This window comes from Acidovorax benzenivorans (assembly GCF_028680575.1).
Lineage (GTDB): Bacteria > Pseudomonadota > Gammaproteobacteria > Burkholderiales > Burkholderiaceae_C > Acidovorax > Acidovorax benzenivorans.
Window position 1 is genome coordinate 102,586 of sequence record NZ_JAPCKI010000014.1, and the last position, 20,845, is coordinate 123,430.

Consider the following 20,845-nt stretch of genomic DNA (forward strand, 5'->3'; position numbering starts at 1 on the left):
ACGCCAAGCCCCGTGCCATGAACCGCACCGACGTGTTGATCGCGATTGCCGAGGTCGCTCGCAGCGGCGGCGCTGCCGCGCCGGAAGACGCCATCTCCCAACTGGCCATGATCATTGACGATTTGGAGCTGTCCAGCAGCGGCTCGGAGCAGGTGATGGAGATGCTGCTGCGCATCGCGGCCTGCCTGTGGAATTTGCAGCAGGAGCGGATGCGGCTTTAGAACAGGTGCTTCGCCCTCAGCACCCCGATACGGCGCTGATCGGGGCGGCAGCAGCGGTCACTCGCCCATCGTTTCGAGTGAAGCCACTTGGTCGCGCCCTCGGTGTTTTGCCAGGTACAGCGCCTGGTCGGCGCGGTCGAGCATGTCGCGCAGGCTGCGGTCGCTTTGGCGGAAGGTGCCCACGCCCAGGCTGGTGGTGATGCGGTAGCTGTGGCCCGCATCGTCAGTGAGCTGTAGCTCACGGATGCCATGCAGCATGCGCGTGGCCACCTCCAGGCCCTCGGCCAGTGTGGTCAGCGGCAACAGCACGCCAAACTCTTCGCCGCCCAGGCGCCCCACGGCATCGCTGGCGCGCAGCTGGCCCTTGATGGCCTGAGCAAACGCCATCAGCGCACGGTCGCCCTCCAGGTGGCCAAAACGGTCGTTGATGGTCTTGAAGTGGTCCAGGTCCAGCATCAGCAAGGTCAGCGGCTCGCCGTTGCTGCGCGAATGGGTATAGGCCGACTCGGCGCACTCCAAAAATGCGCGGCGGTTGGCGATGCCCGTCAGCATGTCGGTGGTGGCCAGGCGCTGCAGTTCGCGCTCCAGGTTCTTGCGCTGCGTCACGTCACGGTAGATGCCTTCGATACCCGCGAATTGGCCCGCATGGTCGTACAGCAAATGGCTGCTGATGGAGATGTCGATCACGGTGCCGTCGCGCCGCACCATCTGGCCCGGAAAGTCCGATACCTCGCCGTGCTCCATGATGGCGGCCTTGAAGGCGTCTCGATCGGAGCTTTGGGGGTAATACGACTCTGCCGTGCGTCCCTCGATCTCATGGGGCTCGTAGCCCAGCACCCGGCGCACGCCGGGGCCCACATGCTGCACGATGCCCTGCGCATCGGTGCGGTAGTACACGTCCTGCATGTTCTCGAACAGGCGCCGGAAGTTCTGCTCGCTCTCGCGCAACTGGGCCTCGATTTCGCTCTGGTGCGTCATGTCTATGCCGCACATCAGAACGGCCGGTGCGCCGTCCCATTCAATGGCCACGCTGCTGATCAACACCATGCGCAGGTTGCCACGCTCGGTGCGGATGCGGAACTCGGACGACTTGTTGGGCCGCCCGGCTTGTTCGGGTACCGCCACTTGCTGGATGCGGTTGGTGGAGCGCACCTGGTCCAGGGGGTGCACAAAGTCGCCGGACAGCCGCCCGATCAGGCTGTCGATACTGGGCGCCTCCAGCAACTCCATGCTGGCCGTGTTGGCAAAGCGGATGGCACCCTGTTGTGTGACAAGCACGGCCGCTGGCAGCAGTTGCAGCAGGCGCAGGTCTGGGTTCATGGGCTTGGTGGTAACCAAAAGTAATACACCATTGTGGCACCTGGACGCGGAGGTGTGAAACGGCACCTGTCACAGGCGGTACTATCGCCCATGAGAAAAACTTTCCAACTCCACGTTGAAGGCAAGAACCGCGACCGCGTTCTGGATGCCGTCAAGCACGAAATCCGCAAATACATCAAGCGCGAGCGGCGCCGCGACCTGCCCGAAGGCGCTGATTTCTGGGACTTTGACTGCCAGTTTGGGCGCACCAAAGAAGACGCCGTCGTGGCGCATCTGTCGGCCTTGACTGGGCTGATCAACGGCGTGGCTGCCGAGGGCGGCGCCCAGTTTTATGTCGAAATTCTGGCCAAACCCGGCAAGCGCGCCCCTCGGCCCGCTGGCGAGGCACCGCGCAACGAGGCGGATGGTTTGGATGAGGACGACGAAGAAGGCGCTTGAACCTTGGGTTTTGGGTGGCTGCCACCCAGGCCTGCCGTTCAGGCAAACACTGCTGCAGGCCCCTTTCAGGGGCCTTTTTTGTGGGCGGTCGGGGCTTGAGCTACCTGTACTGCGGATGCCGCCGCGCGCAGCTTGTCCTTTTTACTGGGGCGTTTGCCCTTGATGCCGCCGGTGCCCTGGGGGTCGGTGGGTGATGCGGGTGCCGGGGCGTCTGTGGGCTCAAAGCCCGCGATCTGCTCGCGCGGAATGGTGAGGTGCTGGCGTTTTTCGATCAGCCGGAAATGCGCCTCGGCATCGGCCGTCACAAAGCTCACTGCCATGCCGCTCTCGCCAGCGCGGCCAGTGCGACCGATGCGGTGCACATAGTCCACGGCCGATCGGGGCAGGTCGTAGTTCACCACGGCAGGCAACTGGGCAATGTCGATGCCGCGCGCAGCCAGGTCGGTGGTGACTACCACCTGCCAGCGTTCGTCCTTGAATTCCTGCAGCACCTGGTTGCGTGCACCCTGGCTCAGGCCTCCGTGAAAGGGAGTCGCATAGATGCCGGCCTTGTAGAGCTTTTCGGCGACATGCTCGGCGGCATATTGCGTCGCCACAAACACCAGCACACGTGACCAGTTGTGCTCCTTGACCAGGTGGCGCAGCAGCTGGGTGCGGCGGCTGGCGTCCACCGCAATGGCGCGTTGTTCGATGGCGGGTTCGTTGCCTGGCGTGTGGGGCACCTCCACGCGCACCGGTTGGTTTAGCAGGCCATCGGCCAGCGCCTGCACTGCTGCGGGGAAGGTGGCCGAGAAGAACAGGTTCTGCCGCCGGGCGGGCAACAGCGCCAGCACACGCTGCAGTTCTTCGGCAAAGCCCAGGTCCAGCAGGCGGTCGGCTTCGTCCAGCACCAGGTGCGCCACGGCCGACAGGCGCAGGGCGTTGTGGTCTACCAGGTCCAGCAGGCGCCCTGGCGTGGCCACCACAATGTCGGCGCCGCCGCGCAAACCCAGCATCTGCGGGTTGATCGACACGCCCCCAAACACAATGGCTATCTTGAGTGGCTGCTGCAGGTGCTGGGCCAGGCTGCGCAGCACTTCGCCCACCTGTGCAGCCAGTTCGCGGGTGGGCACCAGCACCAGGGCGCGCACCCGGCGCGGTCCACCGGTAGCACTGAGCTGCAGTTGTTGCAGCAAGGGCAGGGCAAAGGCTGCGGTCTTGCCCGACCCCGTTTGCGCCGCGCCCAGCAGGTCTGCCCCTTGCAGGATGGCCGGAATGGCGCCCGCCTGAATGGGCGTGGGCGTCACAAAGCCCGCTTTGTCGGCGGCGTGAACGAGGGCGGGAGACAGACCGAGGGAAACAAAAGGCATGGAAGGGCGCTGAGGAGGCGTTGAAGGGGACACGCAAGGCAGCGCGGATGGATCGGTAATGGTGTGCATTGTCGCCGCAGTTGTCAGATTCACTCTTGTCCGGTGCATCCGCTGGGGCCCGCAACCTGCGCCTTGCGCGTCCCCCGTGCTGCAGGGAATGCGAGCGCCCCATACCAGCGTGTGGCAACCGATAATCAGGCCGCTCTGTTTTGTTGACTGTTTTCGGACCTGCTCCCCATGGCTTTGCCCCTCGATACCTCTGCCATCACCCACGGCATCCAGCTGGCGGTGGCGCCCGTGTTTTTGCTCACCGCTGTGTCCGGCATGATCGGCGCCGTGGCGGGGCGGCTGGCCCGCATCATCGACCGGGCTCGCGTGGTGGAAGACCGTGCGCGCGTCGATGCCGAACCCGAATTTCTGGCCCGCGCCTACAACGAGCTGGCCGACTTGCGCCTGCGCGGGCGGCTGGCCAACGGCTGCATCGCGCTGCTCACGTTCTGTGCGTTCCTGATTGGCACGACCATCATCCTGCTGTTCTTGGGCGAGACCACCGATTTCCAGTCCAGCCGGTTGGCGGTGGCGGGGTTTCTCGCGGGAGTCGCGTGCTTTTTGCTGGCGTTGGTGTGTTTTTTGACCGAGACGATGCTGGCCACGCGGTTGCTTGACTTTCACATGCTGCAGCAAGAGGTCGAGGGGAAGAAGCCATGAAATCGTTGGCTGACCTGGGCGGTCTGGTGTATTCCACCGAGGCGGGCCGCATGTGCCCGGTCTGTCGGCAGCCGGTGGCGCAATGCGTGTGCAAGCAGAACAAGCCTGTGCCCACGGGCGACGGCATCGTGCGCGTGTCGCGCGAGACCAAAGGGCGCGGCGGCAAGGCCGTCACCCTGGTCAAGGGCGTGTTAGTGGACGAAACCGCACTGGAGCAGCTGGGCAAGCAGCTCAAGGCCGCCTGCGGCAGCGGCGGCACGGTGAAGGATGGTGTGATCGAAGTGCAGGGCGACCATGTGGACCGCGTGATGGTCGCGCTACAAAAGCTGGGCCACAAGGTCAAGCGCGCTGGCGGCTGAGGAGGCTAGGGCAATGGACACAGAGAAACTGCAGCGCTTGGTCACCACCGAGATGCCGTACGGCAAATACAAGGGTACGTTGTTGGCCGATCTGCCTGGCAACTACCTGAACTGGTTCGCACGCGAGGGGTTTCCCAAAGGCGAATTGGGCAAGCTGCTTGCGCTGATGCACGAGATTGACCACAACGGGCTGTCTGACCTGCTCATGCCCTTGCGTGGGCGCTGACCAGGGTGTGCCGGAGGCCGGGTGAGTGCCTTAACTTCCTGCGAGCGTCCACCATAATGAACGCTTGTAGACCGTGTTGACGATCTCCCTCGCGAACTTTTGCGAGCTCGTCAACGGTCACCTAGACCCACAACCACACCGAGGGAATGTACATGAAGGGCAATATCGCTGCGATCGTTCTGGTCGTGTTGGGCGTGTTTTTTCTGCTGACCAACCTGGGATTGATCAGCATCAGCTTGCGCGAGCTGTTGCGGGTGTGGTGGCCGGTGGCACTGATCGCGGTGGGCGTGGCGCTGTTCTTCACGCCGGGTAACAAGGGCAAATAAGCCAGGGGCAGGCGGCACTGGCGACCGCGTCGTCCCTTGTCAGCCCTGCTGGGTCTCTCCGCCTCCGTGGTGTTGGGGGCCGTGTCCATCGTGTTCCTCGCGGGGCTGTGCAAACGCCGGGTCTTTGCTGAAGTAACCCCGGAACAGGTTGCGCGCAATGCCATGTGCCGCCACCTGGAGGTCATGCGCTACATCGGGGGCAAACAGGCGGTTGGTGTGTTGCTGCCACAGCCCCACCCAGGCCGCAAAGTGGGCGGGCGTGACGCCCTCCAGCGCCATGTGTTTGCCAAACACATCCCCCTTGAAGCTGCGCGTGCCCAGGGCCACCGTGCTCCAGAAGTCCACCAGCCGTTGCAGGTGGGCGTCCCACTGCCCGTGCAGGGCCTTTTCAAACACCGGACCCAGCAGCGGGTCGCGGCGCACATCTCCATAAAAACCGTGCACCAGCAGCGTGATGCTTTCCACGCTGGGAGGTGTGTCGGCTCCGGGTCCCTCGATTGAGGTGGTTGGCAGGGTCATGCCTGCAGTGTGCCTCCGCCGCTGCAGGCGCAGCCTGATGGACCGCAACCCTGCGACGCTGGTGCGGCGCTGGCCTCGAACTGAGGAAACAGCACGTTGTTTTCCAGATGGATGTGATTGATGAGGTCATCGCCCAGCTGGGCAATGCCTGCATACAGCGCACGCCAGGTGTTGCAGGCGCCTTGCGGGGGCGTGGCGTCGTTGGTCAGGGCGTTGAGCTTGTCCAGCGCCTCGCCATGGTCCACATGCTCGGCGCGCATCATGCCGATGGGTTGGCCTACAAACGGGTTGCCGCCGTTTTTGAGCATGGGGAACAGCACTTGCTCTTCCTTGAGCATGTGCGACAGCAGCTCTTCGTGCATGGTTTCGAGGTGGTCGGCCAGTCCGACTGGCACATGGGGGTTGTCGCGGTGCACGGCTTCCACGCGGCGGGCCATGCGGATCAATTCGGGCAACTGCTGGCGGTGCACCTCGTGGTAGCGCACCAGGATGTGGTCGATGAGCGCACTGGGCGACGCGGCCTCGGGCACGGAGTCGTTGCGCTGCAGGGCCGCCAGTTCTGCCAGCACGGCGTTGGCGTCCAGCCCCTTGTCGGCTGCCGCCTTGGCCAGGCTCACCTGCCCGCCGCAGCAAAAGTCGAGCTTGAGTCGCCGGAACACCGCCGTGGCGCCGGGCAGTTGCACCGCGATCTGGCCGATCTGCTGGTCGGCACTGAGTGGGGCGGGGTGGGCGGGGGCTGCATCCAGATGGTCAACTCGGGCGTTCATGGTGGGTCCTTTTAAAGATTCATATGATGTGAATATTTTATTCAATAAAATTCGTCCTGCATACCTCTTTGAATTGACCTGCGGCAAAACCCATGCGCCTGACCCAATGGACCGACTACACGCTGCGCGTGCTCATGTACTGTGCAGCCACCGAAGGCCGCGAGCAGCCGGCGACCATCACCGAGGTGGCCGAGGGCTACGGCATCTCGCGCAGCCACCTGATGAAAATCGTGCAGCAGCTGGCCGCCCAGGGGCTGCTGGAGACCACGCGCGGCCGTGGCGGTGGTATGCGGCTGAGGGTGCCTGCGTCGGCCATCAACATCGGCGCCGTGGTGCGCGCTACCGAGACCGACTTCAACCTGGTGGAGTGTTTTGACCCCGGCACCAACCAGTGCCGCCTGAGCAGCCACTGTCGCCTCAAGGGCGTGTTGTGGCAGGCCATGCAGGCCTATCTGGCGGTGCTGGACAGCGTGACGCTGGCCGACCTGATGGCCCCGGCCGCTGCGGGTGGGGCGGCCGCACGTGGCCTGCTGCCCACCGTGGCAATGCCCCAGAGCGGCGGCGCCACGCGCAGGCGCGCACCCGTGGCCGGGCTGCCGTCCAAAGCCGAAAATATTGAATAAAAATAGCGGTTTCCGCGCGATGGGTAGCGACTTTTTGCTATTAAATTGATAGTTGTTGCGACCCCGACATGCCTTCAGCTGCAAACGCCTGCCGGTAGCGCGCCGGGGTCAGGCCCACATGGCGCGCAAACTCGCGCGTGAAGTGGGACTGGTCTGAAAAACCGCAGGCAAACCCGATTTCTGCGAGGCCATGCGGGCTCTCCAGCAGCCATTGCGCCGCCACGCGCGCGCGAGCCTCGGTCACGATGTGGCGGCAGCTCAGGCCACTGTCGGTCAGTGCCCGCTGCAGGCTGCGGCGGGCCAGGCCCGTGTGTTGGGCCAGGGCGCTCACCGTGTGCTGCGCTGCCGGGTCGTGCAGCACATGGCGCGCCAGCTGGTGCGCCAGGGGCGGCCAGGGCAGGGCGTCGCACAGGTGGGTGGCGGGTTGGGGCTGCAAGGTGGGGGTTGTGGGCGCCTTGCTGTCGTGAGGTTCCCAGTGCAAGGTCCAATGGCCCAGCAACCTTTGCCCGGCCAGCGGTGCCAGTTGGGCGTGCAGTTCGGCCGGGGTGGTGGCTGGGGCTTCCATCCGCAGGTTCACGTGTTGGCCTGCGGCTTCGGGCGCGCCGATCTCCACCCGCAACCCGCGCACGCCCAGGGCCCGGCTCGCGCCCACCAGTACGCCGAGCACGGCCAGGCTTTCGGTGGGGTGGGGTTCTTCCGGCACACCGGGGCGCGCGTGGTGGTGCAGCGCCAGGGTGCCCGTGGCGCTGGCCGTGACGCTGACCTGGTGGCGCGAATGCACGTACCGCTCCAGCCGCTGCCAGCGCGCCAGCAGTTCGGGCAGGTGGGCGGCGCCCAGCAGCGCACGGTGCACCGGGTCGCCCGTCAGCAGGTCCACCCGCTGGGCCAGCTGTAGCAGTGTGCCCAGGCCGCCCTGGTGCAACACGGCTTCGACCACGCTGCGTTTGTAGGCCAGGGGCACGTGGCTCGCGGCCAGCCCGTCGGCACCCGGTGGGGGCGGTGGCGGCACCAGCCCGTGCGCAGCCATGGCGCGCACCAGCAGGCGGACCATGGCGGCGCTGGCAAAGTCTTGCATGGGCGGATTGTGCCGTTGGTGCTACCCCGCTAAGCCCGCGTGGACAAGGCTTGCAGCACATCCGCGCTGCGCACCGGCAGGCGGACAAAACGCACGCCGGTGGCGTCGCGCAGCGCGTTGGCGATCGCTCCGGCCCCGGCCACCATGGCGGTTTCTCCGGCACCGGTGGGCGGCGCGCTGCTGTCAATCAGGTGCACGTGCAGCGGCGGAATGTCGCCCATGCGTGGCAGCGGGTAGTCGGCAAAGCTGGCGGCGGCCACGCCCGAGCGGGCCACGGGCAGTTGCTCGTGCAGCACCATGCCCAGGCACCACACGAGGTTGCCCTCGGTCTGTGCGCGCACGCCGTCGGGCTGCAGCACCAGGCCGCAGTCGTGCGCGCACCACAGCGCCACCACGCGCACCTGGCCGGTGGCGCGTTGCACCTCCACATCGGCCACGGCGGCGGCGTAGCTCGCGCCCTTGTAGATGCCGCCTGAGATGCCGCGCCCGCGCAAGGTGGTGGCGTCGCTGGCGGGGCGCTCTGGCCAGCGGGCCTCCGTGGCGGCGCGGCGCAGCACCTGGGCCAGGCGCTTGTCGGTGGTGTGCTGCAGCCGCCATGCCAGCGGGTCGGCCCCAACGTGCTGTGCACATTCGTCCATGGCGCTTTCCACCACCAGGGTATTGGGCCCCGCGCCCAGGCCGCGCCAAGGGCCGGTGTGCACCGGCAGGCGCTGGGCGGTGAACTCGATGCGCTGCAGGGGCACGTCGTATGGCATCTGCGCCCCTCGCGCCACGCCGCTGTCGCCCGCCAGGTCGGCCAGGGTCTGCATCCACACCGGCATGGCGGCGGGTGTGAACAGGATGTGGCTGCTGGCCAGTGCATGCCACCAGTGGGTGATGCGCCCGCCTTGCACGCGCGCCCGCACGCGGTGGCTGGAGGGTGGGCGCTGGAAGCCCTGGGCGAACTCCTGCGCGCGGTTCCATTGCACCTTGACGGGCGCGCCCACGGCCTGGGCGAGCACGGCAGCTTCCAGCTCCACCGTGCACAGCGTGCGGCCGCCAAAGCCACCGCCGATGCGGCAGGCCTGCACCTCAATGCGTTCAGCATCCAGGCTGAATTGGCGAGCCAGGACATCGCGCACGTAGAACAGGTCTTGGGTGCCCGCCCACACACGCAGGCTGGGACTTTTATCTGCGGTGGGAAGCCAGTGCGCCGTGGCACTGCGCGGCTCGATGGGGGCGTGGGCGGCCAGGGGTACGTCCATGCGCAGGTCCAGCGTCCATGCTGTGTCCGTGGGCAGGTCGTCCTTGCGCAGCCGGTGCTGCAGCGGGCCGCGGCGTAAGTGAGTGTCGATGTCGATGCGCTCGTCGATGGCCGCCTGTTCGAAGGCACTGCCATCTTCCACCTGCCACTGCACCGCCAGCGCGGCCTCAATGCGGTCGAGTGCCGATGGCGTGCGGACCACGATGCCCAGGCCCAGGCTGCCCATCTGCAACAGACGCGGGTGCTGCACCACGGCCACGCAGGCCGGATCGGCGCGGGCGGCTGTTTCGTCCCACGCCTGCGGACGCGAGGTGATTTCGCCCGACACCGGTGCGCGCAGCACGCGGCCATAGAGCAGGCCGGGCAGGCGCGTGTCACCAGCAAACAGCGGTTGGCCGGTAACGATGGCGCGCAGTTGGCCCGGTGCCGCCGCAGCTTCTTTGGCTGTCCCCGTGCGCGGCTGCAGGCTGCGCAGCGCACTGGCCGGTATGTCGCGCGCGGCCAGCGTGCCGCTGATTTGGCCTTGCGCCAGGGCCTCGCGCAAGGTGGCGCAGGCGCGGGCCAGCGGCAGGGCAAAGTCCTGCACGCTGGCGCTACCCACGGTGGCACGCACGCGGGCGATGTGGCGGGTGCCGGGCAGTTGCGGATGCACCTGCGCGGGCGGCACGCCCAGCTCGGCGGCGGCCAGGCCCTGCAGCGCGGCGCTGATCTGCTGGCCCATCTCGGCGCTGGGCAGCCACAGGGTGTAGCGGCCGTTTTCGTACCGTATCCAGCCCAGCGCGTCATCGGTGGTGGAGGTGGGACGCTTGGGGATCACCGGCACCAGGCTGCAGCCTGCGAGCGTGACGGTGAGCGCCCCGGCGCCCGCTGCCGTCAAGAACTGGCGGCGCTTCATGGCTGAGCACCTCCGGCAGCCTGATGGATGGCTGCCCGCACGCGGTGCTGGGTGCCGCAGCGGCACAGATGGGCCGACATGGCGGTGTCGATCTGCGCATCGCTGGGGCGGGGTGTGGCGCGCAGCAAGGCCACGGCGCCCATGATCTGGCCGCTTTGGCAGTAGCCGCACTGGGGCAAGCGCAGGTCCAGCCAGGCCTGTTGCACGGGGTGCAGCGTGCCGTCGGGTGCCGCCAGGCCTTCGATGGTGGTGATGGAGCGCCCTTGCAGCCCGCGTGCCGTGTGCAGGCAGGCGCGTTGCGCCTGGCCGTCGATGAGGACGGTGCAGGCGCCACATTGGCCCATGCCGCAGCCAAAGCGGGTGCCCGTGAGGCCCAGGGGCTCGCGCAGCAGCCAAAGCAGGGGTTCGTCCTCCCAGCCGGGTGGCACCGGCTGGGCTTGTTGGTTCAGGGTGATGTGCATGTGGCCTCCGTGGGGGTGACGGGGCCAGTGTGCGAAGAACGGGGCGGCGGGTCTTGAAGATTTGCGCCACGCGCGGCGCGGGGTGCTTCAGGGGATGGGACGCCCTGTGGGGCTAAAAATAATAGTCAAAATGGCGATTTGCGCACGTCCGTCAAGCGCAAGCAGCTATTGTTTTGGAAGCAATGCTTTCCACTGCGGCATGGTCTGCGCCCACCACAGCCGCAGGCGCATCGCCCATTCGGGCGTGTAGCCCGAGGTGGCAAACCGCACCTGGCCGTGCGCGTCGATCACCACCAGCGCGGGCACGGAGCGCACGCCCCAGCTGCGCGACAGGGTGCCCTGCGGATCCACCGCCGTTTGCCAGGGCATGCCGCGCTGGCGCTGCACCTGGGCCACGCGCTCGGCATTGCCCGATTGCATGGCCACGCCCAGCACGGGCCAGTGGCCGGACAGGGCGGCGATGCTGGGCTCTTCCAGCTTGCACACCGCACACCACTCGGCCCAGAAGTGCACGGCCACGGCCTGACCGGGGTGCTGTGCGCGCCATGCGGCCAGGGTGGTGGGGGCGGTGGCGCCAGCGCTTTGGGCCATCACCAGCGCCACATCGGGTGCGGGGCCTTGGGGCAGGTCGCGCGTGCGCCATGTGTCCACCGCGACGATGGAGGCCCAGGCGAGCGCGAGGGTCGTCAGGTGCTGCTTCCAGCTTTTGCGCAAGGACTGCGCAGCGCGGGTGGCAAGGGCCTTCAGCATGCTGGCGGAGCGGCGTTGCGAATCAGCGCAGCACTTCCAGCAACCGGTCCAGCCCGCCCTGGTTGATGGCTACCTTGGCCTGTGCACGCACGGCGGGCTTGGCGTGGTAGGCCACCGACAGGCCTGCAGCGCCCATCATGGGCAGGTCGTTGGCGCCATCGCCCACGGCAATCGCTTGCTGTGGCGAGATGCCCATGAGCGATGCCACTTCGAGCAGCGTGCGGCGTTTTTCGGCACCGTCGCAGATGTCGCCCCAGGCCTGGTCCACCATGCGGCCGGTGAGTTGGCCGTCTTGTACTTCCAGCATGTTGGAGCGGGCGAAGTCGATACCCAGGCCCGCCTTCACGCGGTCGGCAAAAAAGGTGAAGCCGCCCGAGACCAGCAACGTGGTCAGGCCTGCCGCCTTGGCAGCGGTGATCAGCTCCTTGGCGCCGGGGTTGAAGCGCAGGCGCTCGGTGAACACCTGCTCCATGTGTTGCACCGTTACGCCCTTGAGCAGCGCCACGCGCTGGCGCAGGCTTTCTTTGTAGTCGGTGATCACGCCCTGCATGGCCGCTTCGGTGATGGCGGCCACCTCGGCCTTGCGGCCAGCGGCATCGGCGATTTCGTCCACGCACTCGATGTTGATGAGGGTGGAGTCCATGTCGAACGCAATGAGCTTGTAGCTCGACAGGGACAGAGGGGGCGCGATACCCTGAATGACGAGGCCGGGGGCGAATTCGGTAGCGTGGGTCATGGCAGAAAAGCGGGGAGCAAATGCGGGGATGAGAACCCGCAATGGTATCCCTGGTGGCAATCCACTCCCGACAAGCCCGCTCCCGGTGCCCGCGCGGCTGCAGTGCCGCTATAGCGCGGTCAGGGCCCGGCTATCTCGCCCGCCCCACGTCTTGCGCTTCAGCGGGGATGCGGGAGGCTTTGGCCGCCGCCTGTGTGCGCCTGCGCGGCCGGGTTGGGCTTGGGAGGCTCGTTCATCTTGACCAGGAACATGCGCACAAAAAATGCGGCCATGCAAAGCATGAACCCGATACCGATGATGCTCATCAAACCGTAGTCGGTAGAAAAAAGATCGCTCAGCAGTTTCATGGGGACCATCCTTTGTTGTGATATGCACCACTATCGCGCGGTGCGGCTCGGGGCCTCTTGTGCTGTGTCAAACAGTGCGGCGGGCATGCGGAACGGCGGTCAAGCAATGGCGGGATAGCTGCCGGTGCCCTCGGGCCAGGGCGTGAGCACCTCAAACCCATCTGCCGTCACTGCCACCATGTGTTCCCATTGGGCCGAAAGCGAGCGGTCGCGGGTGACCACCGTCCAGCCGTCGGCCAGTTCCTGGGTGTCGCGCTTGCCGGCATTGATCATGGGCTCGATGGTGAAGACCATGCCTTCCTCCAGCCGCAAGCCCTGGCCGCGCTGGCCGTAGTGCAGCACCTGGGGCTCGTCGTGGTACACCTGCCCGATACCGTGGCCGCAGTATTCGCGCACCACGCTGAACCGCTCGCGGTGGGCCACGGTCTGTATGGCATGGCCCACGTCGCCTAGCGTGGCGCCGGGGCGCACCTGGGTGATGCCTGCGCACATGGCCTCGTAGGTGGTGTCCACCAGGCGGCGCGCCAGCGGGCTGGGCTCGCCCACAAAGTACATGCGGCTGGTGTCGCCAAACCAGCCGTCCTTGATGATGGCCACGTCGATGTTGACGATGTCGCCCGCCTTGAGCACCTGGCCGGGCGACGGAATGCCGTGGCAGATCACATGGTTGACGGAGGTGCACACCGTTTTGGGATACCCCAGGTAGCCCACGTTGGCAGGGACGACCTGTAGCTCGTTGACGATGTAGTCGTGGCAGAGCCGGTCCAGCGCCTCGGTACTGACGCCGGGTTGCACGTGCGGCGTGATCATGTGCAGCACGCGGGCTGCCAGATGGCCGGCCTCGCGGGCCTGGGCGATCTCGGCGGGGGAGCGCAGGGTGACGCGGGACCTCATTGAACGCGCCGCCCGCTGTGGCCTGGCTTGGCGGCGACGGAGGCCGCCACCGTGTCCAGATCGAAGCCACCGGCCTGCTCAGCGCGGATCAGCAGTTGGCAGATGTCGCTGTGGTCGAGGTTGGGATGCAACTCGGCCAGCATGCCGATGCGCATCCAGTGCTCTGCCTGTGCGTTGATGGAGCGAGACAGGGCGTTGCTGGCAACGCGCAGGTTCTCGTGCATTTGGTCTGAAATTTTGACAATACCCATGCAGCGAATTATATGCGAAACATATACGTTTCGTATGGTTTTTTCAAGCCGTGCCAGTTTGCATCGCAGCACTGCTTTGCGCTGGCGCCCCGCAGCGCTACTGCGGAGGGCGCTGCAGGTAGAGCTGGTCTGACCAGGTGGCCAGCCATTCGGGCTTGAACGCCACGAAGATCGCGGTGAGCATGCCCGTCACAAACCCGTCTCCCCAGGCCATGAGCCAGCGGGCCACCAGCGACAGTTCGCTGCCCACGCCGGGCAACAGGTGGCCGCTCCACTGCGACAGCACGCCTGACGCAAACACGCAGGCCACGGTGCCCAGGAACGCCCGGCCCAGCACATACACAAAAGGCTGGGTGCCGACAAAGCGCCGCACCAGCGCACCCAGCGCCAGGGCCAGCGTGGCGGGCACGACGCCCAGCCAGATGGCGGCACCCAGTGCGTCGGCCCAGTTCAGCGCGGGTGAAAGAACGCCGGCAATGGCGCCCACCGCCAGCAGCACGGGGATGGCCAGGGGCCAGCCCAGCATCAGCACCACCAGGCAGGCGCCCGACCACTGCAGTTGCAGCGGCATCTGGTGCAACGTGGGCAGCGCCCACAGCCAGGGCAGGAACACCAGCGTGGCCAGCAGCGGCGTCCACAGAGCGGACGCCGCGCCGTGGGACTCGTGCACCAGCGGCTTGCGGCTGGCCAGCAAGCGCCAAGGCCGCGTGGCCAAGGCGGCCGCCAGGGCTACCAAGGCGAGGAGATACTCCAGCCACATGGTTTGCTTCTCTTTTGATAGCTTTTGGCGCTTTATATATAAGCGCTAGCAGTCATTTTGAATTGCAATGGTCTACGCTGCGACCAAGGGTTGTCCCAGGCTGCGCAGGATGTCGCGCACCATTTGCGCGCGGTCCTTGGGCTCTTTCAGCTCGCGCTCGATGCGCAGCTTCTCGTTGCCCGCCAGCTTGATGTGCTTGTTCTTCTGGATCAGCTCGATGATGCGCATCGGGTCGATCGGCGGCTGGGGCTTGAAGGTGATGGTGATGACGCCCGGTGCCGCATCCACCTTCACCACGCCGTAGGGCTGGCTCAGCACGCGCAGGCGGTGTACGTCGATCAGGGTCTGGGCCTGCGGCGGCAGCTTGCCAAAGCGGTCCACGATCTCTTCAAGCAAGCCGTCGATCTGGTCGGGCGTCTTGGCGGTGGCCAGCTTCTTGTAGAACGACAGGCGCAGGTGCACGTCGCCGCAGTAGTCGTCGGGCAGCAGGGCGGGGGCGTGCAGGTTGATGTCGGTGGTGACGGACAGGGGCGAGAGCAGGTCCGGCTCCTTGCCCGCCTTGAGCGCCTTGACGGCTTCGTTGAGCATCTCGTTGTACAGCTGGAAGCCGACTTCGAGCATGTTGCCGCTTTGGTTCTCGCCCAGCACCTCGCCCGCGCCGCGTATCTCCAGGTCGTGCATTGCTAGGTAGAAGCCGCTGCCCAGTTCCTCCATCTGCTGGATGGCTTCGAGCCGCTGCTGTGCATGCTTGGTCAGGCCCTCGATGTCGGGCACCATCAGGTAGGCATACGCTTGGTGGTGGCTGCGGCCCACGCGCCCGCGCAGCTGGTGCAGCTGCGCCAGGCCGAACTTGTCGGCGCGGCTCATGATGATGGTGTTGGCCGTGGGCACGTCGATGCCGGTTTCGATGATGGTCGAGCACAGCAGGATGTTGTAGCGCTGGGCCACGAAGTCGCGCATCACGCGCTCGAGCTCGCGCTCGGGCATCTGGCCATGGGCCACGGCGATGCGCGCCTCGGGCAATATTTCTTCGAGCTTCTGGCGCCGGTTCTCGATGGTTTCCACCTCGTTGTGCAAAAAGTAGCACTGCCCGCCGCGCTTCAATTCGCGCAGCACCGCCTCGCGGATCACGCCCGTGCCCTCGTTGCGCACAAAGGTCTTGATCGCCAGGCGCCGTTGCGGCGCGGTGGCGATCACCGACAGGTCGCGCAGGCCTTCGAGCGCCATGCCAAGCGTGCGCGGGATGGGCGTGGCCGTCAGCGTCAGCACGTCCACCTCGGCGCGCAGGGCCTTCATCTGCTCCTTGTGGCGCACGCCGAAGCGGTGCTCCTCGTCGATGATGAGCAGGCCCAGGTTGTGGAACTTGGTGGACTCGGAGAGCAGCTTATGCGTGCCCACCACGATGTCCACCGTGCCGTCGCCGATGCCCTTGATGGCGGCGGTGATCTCTTTGCCCGAACGAAAGCGCGAGACCTCGGCCACCTTCACCGGCCACTTGGAAAAGCGGTCCACCAGCGTCTGGTAGTGCTGCTCGGCCAGCAGCGTGGTGGGCGCCAAAAAGGCCACCTGCTTGCCGCCCGTGACGGCCACGAAGGCCGCACGCAGGGCGACCTCGGTTTTGCCGAAGCCCACGTCGCCGCATACCAGGCGGTCCATGGGGCGGGGGCTGATCATGTCCTGGATCACCGCGTGGATGGCGGCGTTCTGGTCGGCCGTTTCTTCAAAGCCGAAGTCGTTGGCAAAGGTCTCGTAGTCTTGCGGGCTGTAGCGGAAGGCATGGCCCTGGCGCAGCGCGCGCCGGGCGTAGATGTTGAGCAGCTCGGCCGCGCTGTCGCGCACCTGCTCTGCGGCCTTGCGCTTGGCCTTTTCCCACTGGCCGCTGCCCAGCTTGTGCAGCGGCGCCTCGTCGGCGCTCACGCCGGTGTAGCGGCTGATCAGCTGCAGCTGGCTCACCGGCACATACAGCACAGCCTTGTCGGCGTATTCCAGGTGCAAAAACTCCTGCATGGCGGGCGTGCCGTCGGGGTTCTTGTTGCCCACGTCCATGTTGACCAGGCCCCGGTAGCGGCCGATGCCGTGGGCGCTGTGCACCACGGGGTCGCCCACGTTCAGCTCGGCCAGGTCCTTGATCAGCGCCTCGACATCGCTGACCTGCTCCTGCTTCTTGCGCCGGCGTGTGGTGGGGCCGGCGGCGAAGAGCTCGGTCTCGGTGACGAAGTCGATGCCGTCCTCGATCCAGCTGAAGCCCACGGTGAGCCCGGCGGTGGCAATGCCCACTTTCTCGTCGGCTGTGCCCTGGAACTCGGCCAGCGAGTCGAAGGCCGGCGGGTTCACGCCGCTTGCGCGCAGAAAGTCGAGCAGGCTCTCTCGGCGGCCATCGCTCTCGGCCAGCAGCAGCACGCGGTGTTGCGTGTTGCGGATGTGGGCGTGCAGGCGGGCCAGCGGGTCTTCGGCGCCGCGCACCACTGACAGGTCGCCGAGCTTGTGGAAGTGCGGGTTGTCATCCACGTCCTGCACGCCGGGGCGCAGCGACAGCTGGGCATGCTCATTGGCGCGGGTGTAGAACTGGTCGGCCGACAGGAATAGCGCCTCGGGCGGTAGCGCCGGGCGCTCAGGGTCGCCCTGCACCAGGCGGAAGCGGTCTTTCGTGTCCTGCCAGAAGCGCTGGAACGCGGGCTCCAGGTCGCCGTGCAGCACTACCGTGGCTTCGCCCCCCAGGTAGTCGAACACGGTGGCCGTGTCGTCGAAGAACAGCGGCAGGTAGTACTCGATGCCCGCGGTGGCCACGCCCACGCCCATGTCCTTGTAGATGCGGCTCTTGGTCGGGTCGCCTTCGAGCATTTCGCGCCAGCGGCTGCGGAATTTCGCGCGCGCGTCGTCGTCCATGGGGAACTCGCGGCCGGGCAGTAGGCGCACCTCGGGCACGGGGTACAGGCTGCGCTGGCTGTCGGGGTCGAAGGTGCGGATGCTGTCGATTTCGTTGTCGAACAGGTCCACACGGTACGGCACCAGCGAGCCCATGGGGAACAGGTCAATCAGCCCGCCGCGCACTGCGTATTCGCCGGGGCTCACCACCTGCGACACGTGGCTGTAGCCCGCCAGCGTGAGCTGGGCCTTGAACTTGGCCTCGTCGAGCTTTTGCTTGACCTTGAAGTGGAAGGTGTAGCCCGCCAGGAAGGAGGGCGGCGCGAGCCGGTACAGCGCCGTGGTGGCGGGCACCAGCACTACATCGGCTTCACCCTGCGAGATGCGCCACAGCGTGGCCAGCCGCTCGCTGATCAGGTCCTGGTGCGGCGAGAAGGTGTCGTAGGGCAGTGTCTCCCAGTCCGGGAACAGTGCGCAGCGCAAGCCGGGCGCAAAAAAGGCCATCTCGTCGATGAGCCGCTGCGCATCGGTGGCATCGGACGTGACGATGGCAGTGGTACGGCCTGCGGCCTTGTCGCGCTCAGCCAGGCGGGCCAGCAGCAAGGCGTCGGCGCTGCCCACGGGGCGGGGCAGGGTGAAACGTTTTCCGGGGGAGAGTTTGGGCAGTTCCATGCGGACGGTGTCGTCGGTGGGCCCACCGCATCCCCAGGGGCGCGAAACACGCACGGGCTGGATCGGAGGGCAACGGGAGATTTTAGAATGAGCGCTCCATGACTGCTCCCCTGCTGCACCCCTCGCTCACCCCCTTGTCGGCCCACGGGCGCTTTTGGGCCTTGGTGCCCTGCGCCGGGGTGGGGTCGCGGGCCGTGCCTGCAGGCGCAGGCAGTGCCCCGCAGGCGCCAACCGGCCAGGCATCGACCGTGGCAGCGTTTTCAGCCGCGGGGGCGTTGTCTGCCAACGCGCCTGCCGCCGCAGCCCTGTTGCCCAAGCAATACCACCTGGTGGCGGGCCACCCGATGGTGCTGCACACACTGGCTGCCTTTGCGGGTGTGGGGCGCTTGTTGGGCACGCTGGTGGCCGTGGCGCCGGGGGATCATTTTTTGGATGCCCACGCGCATCCCGCATTTTTTGTGGTGGAGTGCGGCGGCCCCACGCGTGCCGACACGGTGCGGGGCGGTCTCAAGGCATTGCTGGAGCGCGGTGCGCAGCCCGACGACTGGGTGCTGGTGCATGACGCTGCGCGCTGCCTGGTGACCTCGGAGCAGATTGATGCGCTCATCGACCAGTGCGCGGGTGACAGTGTGGGCGGCCTGCTGGCGCACAAGCTGGCCGACACCCTCAAGACCTCCATCGACGGCCCGGGCGGCGTGCGCGTGGCTTCCACCGTGGACCGCAGTGACAAGTGGCTGGCGCAGACGCCGCAGATGTTCCGCATCGGCCCGCTGATGGACGCCATCGACAAGGTGGGCTCCAACGTGACCGATGAGGCCAGTGCGATGGAGGCCATGGGTTTTCACCCCCGGTTGGTGCCGGGTGGGGCGCAAAATTTCAAGGTCACCTACCCGGACGATTTCGCGCTGGCGGCTGCCGTGCTGGCCCAGCGGGCGCACAGCACCACGTTGGAGCGCTTTGGCGGCGAGCGGGGGCAGGTGAGCACAGCCCCAGGCAAGAAGAGTCTTTTTTAGCCCGGTGAACTCTATGCGCCTGGTGCGCAGCCGTGCATGGAATGCGCGCAGGGCGCCGCAAGGCGGCCACCACGGCCCCTGCAGCGACACACAAAAACACAAACATAAGCAAAAAACAAAGGCGGACAGATGAATTTCAGGATTGGAGAAGGCTGGGACGTACACGCGCTGGTGCCCGGCCGCCGCCTGGTGATTGGTGGTGTGGAGATCGCCCACCCGACGGGCCTGCTGGGCCACTCGGACGCCGATGTGCTGCTGCACGCCATCACCGACGCGTTGCTGGGCGCTGCCGCCCTGGGGGACATTGGCAGCCATTTCCCCGACACCGATGCGGCGTTTCGGGGCGCGGACTCTGGCGTGTTGCTGGCTGAGGCGGCGCGGCGGGTGCGCGCAGCGGGCTTTGAGATCGGCAACATCGACAGCACGGTGATCGCCCAGGCCCCGCGCCTGGCGGCGCATATCCCCGGCATGCGCGCAGCCATCGCCCGAGCGCTAGGTGTGGCTGAGGGCCAAGTCAATGTGAAAGCCAAGACGGCAGAGCGCCTGGGGCCGGTGGGGCAGGGCCTGGCCATGGAGGCGCGGGCGGTAGCGCTGGTTTACCGGGCGTAAGTTGCCGTGGTGGAGCAAGCCGCAGACGCAGCTCAGCTGCTACCACGCTCCACGATGGAAAAGCCGATGTCCACCACGGGCTGAGCGACTGCCTTGCCCTCGGCCCGGTCGGCAATCCATTGGGCCGCTGTCTGGCCCATTCGTGTGCCGTCGATGCGCACGGTGGACAGGGCTGGGCTCACGGTCTCGGCAAAGTCGATGTCGCCAAATCCCATCACGGCCAGTTGCTGCGGCACCGCAATGCCGCGCACGCGCGCTTCGGTGAGCACGCCTAGCGCCAGCATGTCGGAGCTGCAGAACACCGCGTCGATGTCGGGCATGTCGGCCAGCAGGGCCATCAGCCCCGCGCGGCCGTCTGCATGGGTGGTGGGCGACTTGCCCAGCCGCATGGCGGGCGGGCGCAGGCCCAGGCGCATGGCGGCAGCTTCAAAGCCCTGAGCGCGGCGCGCGGCGCGCTCGTCCCCGCCGCTGAGTAGCGCCAGCCGCCGTCGCCCCTTGGCAAACAGGTGCTCGCACACGGCGGCGCCCAGCGCTTCGTGACGCAGGCCCACCAGCATGTCGATGGGGGTGTCTGTGAAGTCCCAGGTTTCAACGACGGGGATGCCGGAGGCCATCAATAACCGCCGCCCCTCGGGCGAGTGCATGACCCCCGTGAGCACGATCCCGTCAGGCCGGCGCCCCACGATCGCGCGCAACAGTTCGTCTTCGCGTGAATGCGCATAGCCCACCTGGCCCACCATGACCTGAAAGCCGCGCAACTCCAGCGCATCGGTGAGCGCCTGCACCATTCCTCCAAACAGCGGGCCCGTGAGCGTTGGCACCAGCGCCGTGACCACATGGCTGCGCGCCGAGCGCAATCCACCTGCCACCAGGTTGGGTACGTAGCCCAAGGCGGACACCGCTTCCTGAACACGTTCCCGTGTCCGCTCAGACACCTGCTGCGGCGTATTGATGGCACGTGAGACGGTGATCATGGACACGCCGGCCCGTTGGGCCACCTCGCGCAGCGTGACGGCGGGGCGGTCGCGGCTGGTGGGCGAGGCTGGGCGGGCCGGATCAGGAGCATGCATGGTGGTGGAGTCTAAAGGGGCATGACTCCTGATCGGCACTGCGGACGACCCTGCGAAATTTCAGTTGGGTAGGGAGGTTGTGAATAAGGGTTTGTCCTATGTTGTCTGATGATGTTAACGTTAACATTATCGTGTATCCACTGATATTGCTGATTTTTAGGCCGTAAATATTCAGCTTGTACGACCTGCTGATTTCCTTTGACCCACCGCCCGCTTCCCACCATGACCCCGCAAGAACTCAAATCCATCATGGGCTCCGGCCTGCTGTCCTTCCCCATCACCGACTTTGACGAGCAGGGCAACTTCCGCCCCAAGACCTACATCGAGCGCCTGGAGTGGCTGGCCCCC

Annotated in this window: 24 protein-coding genes and 1 pseudogene; 10 read left to right on the forward strand and 15 right to left on the reverse strand. The window is 66.5% G+C overall.

Translation table 11 applies throughout. From position 1 onward, the window contains the following. Nucleotides 1-17 precede the first annotated feature (17 nt). Nucleotides 18-221: a hypothetical protein gene (locus OIN59_RS19555; RefSeq protein ID WP_274112968.1), complete on the forward strand. Its 204-nt coding sequence runs from the start codon at nucleotides 18-20 to the stop codon at nucleotides 219-221. 57 nt (nucleotides 222-278) lie between these two features. Here the strand turns inward: OIN59_RS19555 and OIN59_RS19560 are convergent, their stop codons facing one another. Continuing rightward, on the reverse strand, nucleotides 279-1,541 hold the full coding sequence (locus tag OIN59_RS19560) for a sensor domain-containing diguanylate cyclase (protein WP_274112971.1): 1,263 nt from the start codon (nucleotides 1,539-1,541) through the stop codon (nucleotides 279-281). A gap of 90 nt (nucleotides 1,542-1,631) precedes the next feature. Here OIN59_RS19560 and OIN59_RS19565 point away from each other — a divergent pair, with 90 nt between their 5' ends. After that, complete coding sequence (locus tag OIN59_RS19565; RefSeq protein ID WP_274112973.1) at nucleotides 1,632-1,979, forward strand: DUF6172 family protein; 348 nt, start codon at nucleotides 1,632-1,634, stop codon at nucleotides 1,977-1,979. Nucleotides 1,980-2,044: 65 nt separating this feature from the next. Here OIN59_RS19565 and OIN59_RS19570 read toward each other — a convergent pair whose 3' ends face one another. Then, nucleotides 2,045-3,328 carry a DEAD/DEAH box helicase gene (locus OIN59_RS19570; RefSeq protein WP_274112975.1) on the reverse strand — a complete coding sequence of 428 codons (1,284 nt, stop codon included), beginning with the start codon at nucleotides 3,326-3,328 and terminating at the stop codon, nucleotides 2,045-2,047. 237 nt (nucleotides 3,329-3,565) lie between these two features. Here OIN59_RS19570 and OIN59_RS19575 point away from each other — a divergent pair, with 237 nt between their 5' ends. From OIN59_RS19575 to OIN59_RS19590, 4 genes are all read left to right on the forward strand, one after another. Further along, a complete protein-coding gene (locus tag OIN59_RS19575) occupies nucleotides 3,566-4,036 on the forward strand; it encodes a DUF2721 domain-containing protein (RefSeq protein ID WP_274112978.1) in 471 nt (156 codons plus the stop codon). After that, nucleotides 4,033-4,395, forward strand: a complete 363-nt coding sequence (locus OIN59_RS19580) for a translation initiation factor Sui1 (RefSeq protein WP_274112980.1) — start codon at nucleotides 4,033-4,035, stop codon at nucleotides 4,393-4,395. The genes OIN59_RS19575 and OIN59_RS19580 overlap by 4 nt, the downstream gene beginning before the upstream one ends. Before the next feature lie 13 nt (nucleotides 4,396-4,408). Beyond that, complete coding sequence (locus OIN59_RS19585) at nucleotides 4,409-4,621, forward strand: DUF3820 family protein (RefSeq protein WP_274112982.1); 213 nt, start codon at nucleotides 4,409-4,411, stop codon at nucleotides 4,619-4,621. Nucleotides 4,622-4,773: 152 nt separating this feature from the next. After that, nucleotides 4,774-4,947 carry a LiaI-LiaF-like domain-containing protein gene (locus OIN59_RS19590; protein WP_199226324.1) on the forward strand — a complete coding sequence of 58 codons (174 nt, stop codon included), beginning with the start codon at nucleotides 4,774-4,776 and terminating at the stop codon, nucleotides 4,945-4,947. Between the two features lie 39 nt (nucleotides 4,948-4,986). Here OIN59_RS19590 and OIN59_RS19595 read toward each other — a convergent pair whose 3' ends face one another. Together OIN59_RS19595 and ytfE are read right to left on the reverse strand one after the other, a co-directional pair. Continuing rightward, nucleotides 4,987-5,466 (reverse strand): group III truncated hemoglobin, encoded by a 480-nt coding sequence (locus OIN59_RS19595; protein WP_274112985.1) that lies wholly within the window; start codon nucleotides 5,464-5,466, stop codon nucleotides 4,987-4,989. After that, nucleotides 5,463-6,233 (reverse strand): iron-sulfur cluster repair protein YtfE, encoded by a 771-nt coding sequence (gene ytfE, locus OIN59_RS19600; protein ID WP_274112987.1) that lies wholly within the window; start codon nucleotides 6,231-6,233, stop codon nucleotides 5,463-5,465. Before ytfE ends, OIN59_RS19595 begins: the two co-directional genes overlap by 4 nt. A gap of 92 nt (nucleotides 6,234-6,325) precedes the next feature. Between ytfE and OIN59_RS19605 the strand changes: the two genes are divergently transcribed. After that, complete coding sequence (locus OIN59_RS19605) at nucleotides 6,326-6,856, forward strand: RrF2 family transcriptional regulator (protein ID WP_274112989.1); 531 nt, start codon at nucleotides 6,326-6,328, stop codon at nucleotides 6,854-6,856. Nucleotides 6,857-6,896: 40 nt separating this feature from the next. On the opposite strand, the gene OIN59_RS19610 is transcribed toward OIN59_RS19605, so the two are convergent. The 10 genes from OIN59_RS19610 to mfd all read right to left on the reverse strand — a co-directional run bounded on the left by OIN59_RS19610 (nucleotide 6,897) and on the right by mfd (nucleotide 17,805). Beyond that, a complete protein-coding gene (locus tag OIN59_RS19610; RefSeq protein WP_274112991.1) occupies nucleotides 6,897-7,931 on the reverse strand; it encodes a helix-turn-helix transcriptional regulator in 1,035 nt (344 codons plus the stop codon). A 29-nt stretch (nucleotides 7,932-7,960) separates the two neighbouring features. Then, entirely contained in the window at nucleotides 7,961-10,069 is a 2,109-nt protein-coding gene (locus OIN59_RS19615; RefSeq protein WP_274112993.1) for a xanthine dehydrogenase family protein molybdopterin-binding subunit, read from the reverse strand. Then, complete coding sequence (locus tag OIN59_RS19620) at nucleotides 10,066-10,530, reverse strand: (2Fe-2S)-binding protein (protein WP_274112995.1); 465 nt, start codon at nucleotides 10,528-10,530, stop codon at nucleotides 10,066-10,068. Before OIN59_RS19620 ends, OIN59_RS19615 begins: the two co-directional genes overlap by 4 nt. Before the next feature lie 165 nt (nucleotides 10,531-10,695). Then, nucleotides 10,696-11,280, reverse strand: a complete 585-nt coding sequence (locus OIN59_RS19625; RefSeq protein WP_274112997.1) for a redoxin domain-containing protein — start codon at nucleotides 11,278-11,280, stop codon at nucleotides 10,696-10,698. 22 nt (nucleotides 11,281-11,302) lie between these two features. After that, the gene (gene serB / locus OIN59_RS19630; protein WP_274112999.1) at nucleotides 11,303-12,016 is read right to left on the reverse strand and encodes a phosphoserine phosphatase SerB; all 714 of its coding nucleotides are present in this window, start codon (nucleotides 12,014-12,016) and stop codon (nucleotides 11,303-11,305) included. Between the two features lie 158 nt (nucleotides 12,017-12,174). Then, complete coding sequence (locus tag OIN59_RS19635; RefSeq protein ID WP_274113001.1) at nucleotides 12,175-12,363, reverse strand: DUF3149 domain-containing protein; 189 nt, start codon at nucleotides 12,361-12,363, stop codon at nucleotides 12,175-12,177. Nucleotides 12,364-12,462: 99 nt separating this feature from the next. Then, nucleotides 12,463-13,257, reverse strand: a complete 795-nt coding sequence (gene map / locus OIN59_RS19640) for a type I methionyl aminopeptidase (protein WP_274113003.1) — start codon at nucleotides 13,255-13,257, stop codon at nucleotides 12,463-12,465. Further along, on the reverse strand, nucleotides 13,254-13,508 hold the full coding sequence (locus OIN59_RS19645) for a ParD-like family protein (protein WP_015014749.1): 255 nt from the start codon (nucleotides 13,506-13,508) through the stop codon (nucleotides 13,254-13,256). The genes map and OIN59_RS19645 overlap by 4 nt, the downstream gene beginning before the upstream one ends. Nucleotides 13,509-13,605: 97 nt before the next feature. Beyond that, on the reverse strand, nucleotides 13,606-14,268 hold the full coding sequence (locus tag OIN59_RS19650; protein ID WP_274113006.1) for a hypothetical protein: 663 nt from the start codon (nucleotides 14,266-14,268) through the stop codon (nucleotides 13,606-13,608). A gap of 72 nt (nucleotides 14,269-14,340) precedes the next feature. Next, nucleotides 14,341-17,805, reverse strand: a complete 3,465-nt coding sequence (gene mfd, locus OIN59_RS19655; protein WP_274113008.1) for a transcription-repair coupling factor — start codon at nucleotides 17,803-17,805, stop codon at nucleotides 14,341-14,343. Nucleotides 17,806-17,903: 98 nt separating this feature from the next. Between mfd and OIN59_RS19660 the strand changes: the two genes are divergently transcribed. Both OIN59_RS19660 and ispF read left to right on the forward strand, forming a co-directional pair. Next, nucleotides 17,904-18,818 (forward strand): IspD/TarI family cytidylyltransferase, encoded by a 915-nt coding sequence (locus OIN59_RS19660; RefSeq protein WP_274113010.1) that lies wholly within the window; start codon nucleotides 17,904-17,906, stop codon nucleotides 18,816-18,818. Nucleotides 18,819-18,947: 129 nt separating this feature from the next. Further along, complete coding sequence (gene ispF / locus OIN59_RS19665) at nucleotides 18,948-19,427, forward strand: 2-C-methyl-D-erythritol 2,4-cyclodiphosphate synthase (protein WP_274113012.1); 480 nt, start codon at nucleotides 18,948-18,950, stop codon at nucleotides 19,425-19,427. A gap of 32 nt (nucleotides 19,428-19,459) precedes the next feature. Here the strand turns inward: ispF and OIN59_RS19670 are convergent, their stop codons facing one another. Further along, on the reverse strand, nucleotides 19,460-20,497 hold the full coding sequence (locus OIN59_RS19670) for a LacI family DNA-binding transcriptional regulator (RefSeq protein ID WP_274113013.1): 1,038 nt from the start codon (nucleotides 20,495-20,497) through the stop codon (nucleotides 19,460-19,462). 222 nt (nucleotides 20,498-20,719) lie between these two features. Here OIN59_RS19670 and OIN59_RS19675 point away from each other — a divergent pair. Next, a pseudogene (locus OIN59_RS19675) lies at nucleotides 20,720-20,845 on the forward strand (5-dehydro-4-deoxyglucarate dehydratase); the annotation flags it as partial.

Coding starts and splice junctions, on each gene's coding strand:
- OIN59_RS19650 (WP_274113006.1), bottom strand. CDS start 14,268: ATGTGGCTGGAGTATCTCCTCGCCTTGGTAGCCCTGGCGGCCGCCTTG.
- OIN59_RS19625 (WP_274112997.1), bottom strand. CDS start 11,280: ATGCTGAAGGCCCTTGCCACCCGCGCTGCGCAGTCCTTGCGCAAAAGC.
- OIN59_RS19615 (WP_274112993.1), bottom strand. CDS start 10,069: ATGAAGCGCCGCCAGTTCTTGACGGCAGCGGGCGCCGGGGCGCTCACC.
- ytfE (WP_274112987.1), bottom strand. CDS start 6,233: ATGAACGCCCGAGTTGACCATCTGGATGCAGCCCCCGCCCACCCCGCC.
- OIN59_RS19575 (WP_274112978.1), top strand. CDS start 3,566: ATGGCTTTGCCCCTCGATACCTCTGCCATCACCCACGGCATCCAGCTG.
- OIN59_RS19635 (WP_274113001.1), bottom strand. CDS start 12,363: ATGAAACTGCTGAGCGATCTTTTTTCTACCGACTACGGTTTGATGAGC.
- OIN59_RS19595 (WP_274112985.1), bottom strand. CDS start 5,466: ATGACCCTGCCAACCACCTCAATCGAGGGACCCGGAGCCGACACACCT.
- OIN59_RS19645 (WP_015014749.1), bottom strand. CDS start 13,508: ATGGGTATTGTCAAAATTTCAGACCAAATGCACGAGAACCTGCGCGTT.
- OIN59_RS19585 (WP_274112982.1), top strand. CDS start 4,409: ATGGACACAGAGAAACTGCAGCGCTTGGTCACCACCGAGATGCCGTAC.
- OIN59_RS19605 (WP_274112989.1), top strand. CDS start 6,326: ATGCGCCTGACCCAATGGACCGACTACACGCTGCGCGTGCTCATGTAC.
- OIN59_RS19620 (WP_274112995.1), bottom strand. CDS start 10,530: ATGCACATCACCCTGAACCAACAAGCCCAGCCGGTGCCACCCGGCTGG.
- OIN59_RS19565 (WP_274112973.1), top strand. CDS start 1,632: ATGAGAAAAACTTTCCAACTCCACGTTGAAGGCAAGAACCGCGACCGC.
- map (WP_274113003.1), bottom strand. CDS start 13,257: ATGAGGTCCCGCGTCACCCTGCGCTCCCCCGCCGAGATCGCCCAGGCC.
- OIN59_RS19660 (WP_274113010.1), top strand. CDS start 17,904: ATGACTGCTCCCCTGCTGCACCCCTCGCTCACCCCCTTGTCGGCCCAC.
- OIN59_RS19670 (WP_274113013.1), bottom strand. CDS start 20,497: ATGCATGCTCCTGATCCGGCCCGCCCAGCCTCGCCCACCAGCCGCGAC.
- serB (WP_274112999.1), bottom strand. CDS start 12,016: ATGACCCACGCTACCGAATTCGCCCCCGGCCTCGTCATTCAGGGTATC.
- OIN59_RS19570 (WP_274112975.1), bottom strand. CDS start 3,328: ATGCCTTTTGTTTCCCTCGGTCTGTCTCCCGCCCTCGTTCACGCCGCC.
- OIN59_RS19590 (WP_199226324.1), top strand. CDS start 4,774: ATGAAGGGCAATATCGCTGCGATCGTTCTGGTCGTGTTGGGCGTGTTT.
- mfd (WP_274113008.1), bottom strand. CDS start 17,805: ATGGAACTGCCCAAACTCTCCCCCGGAAAACGTTTCACCCTGCCCCGC.
- OIN59_RS19580 (WP_274112980.1), top strand. CDS start 4,033: ATGAAATCGTTGGCTGACCTGGGCGGTCTGGTGTATTCCACCGAGGCG.
- ispF (WP_274113012.1), top strand. CDS start 18,948: ATGAATTTCAGGATTGGAGAAGGCTGGGACGTACACGCGCTGGTGCCC.
- OIN59_RS19610 (WP_274112991.1), bottom strand. CDS start 7,931: ATGCAAGACTTTGCCAGCGCCGCCATGGTCCGCCTGCTGGTGCGCGCC.
- OIN59_RS19555 (WP_274112968.1), top strand. CDS start 18: ATGAACCGCACCGACGTGTTGATCGCGATTGCCGAGGTCGCTCGCAGC.
- OIN59_RS19560 (WP_274112971.1), bottom strand. CDS start 1,541: ATGAACCCAGACCTGCGCCTGCTGCAACTGCTGCCAGCGGCCGTGCTT.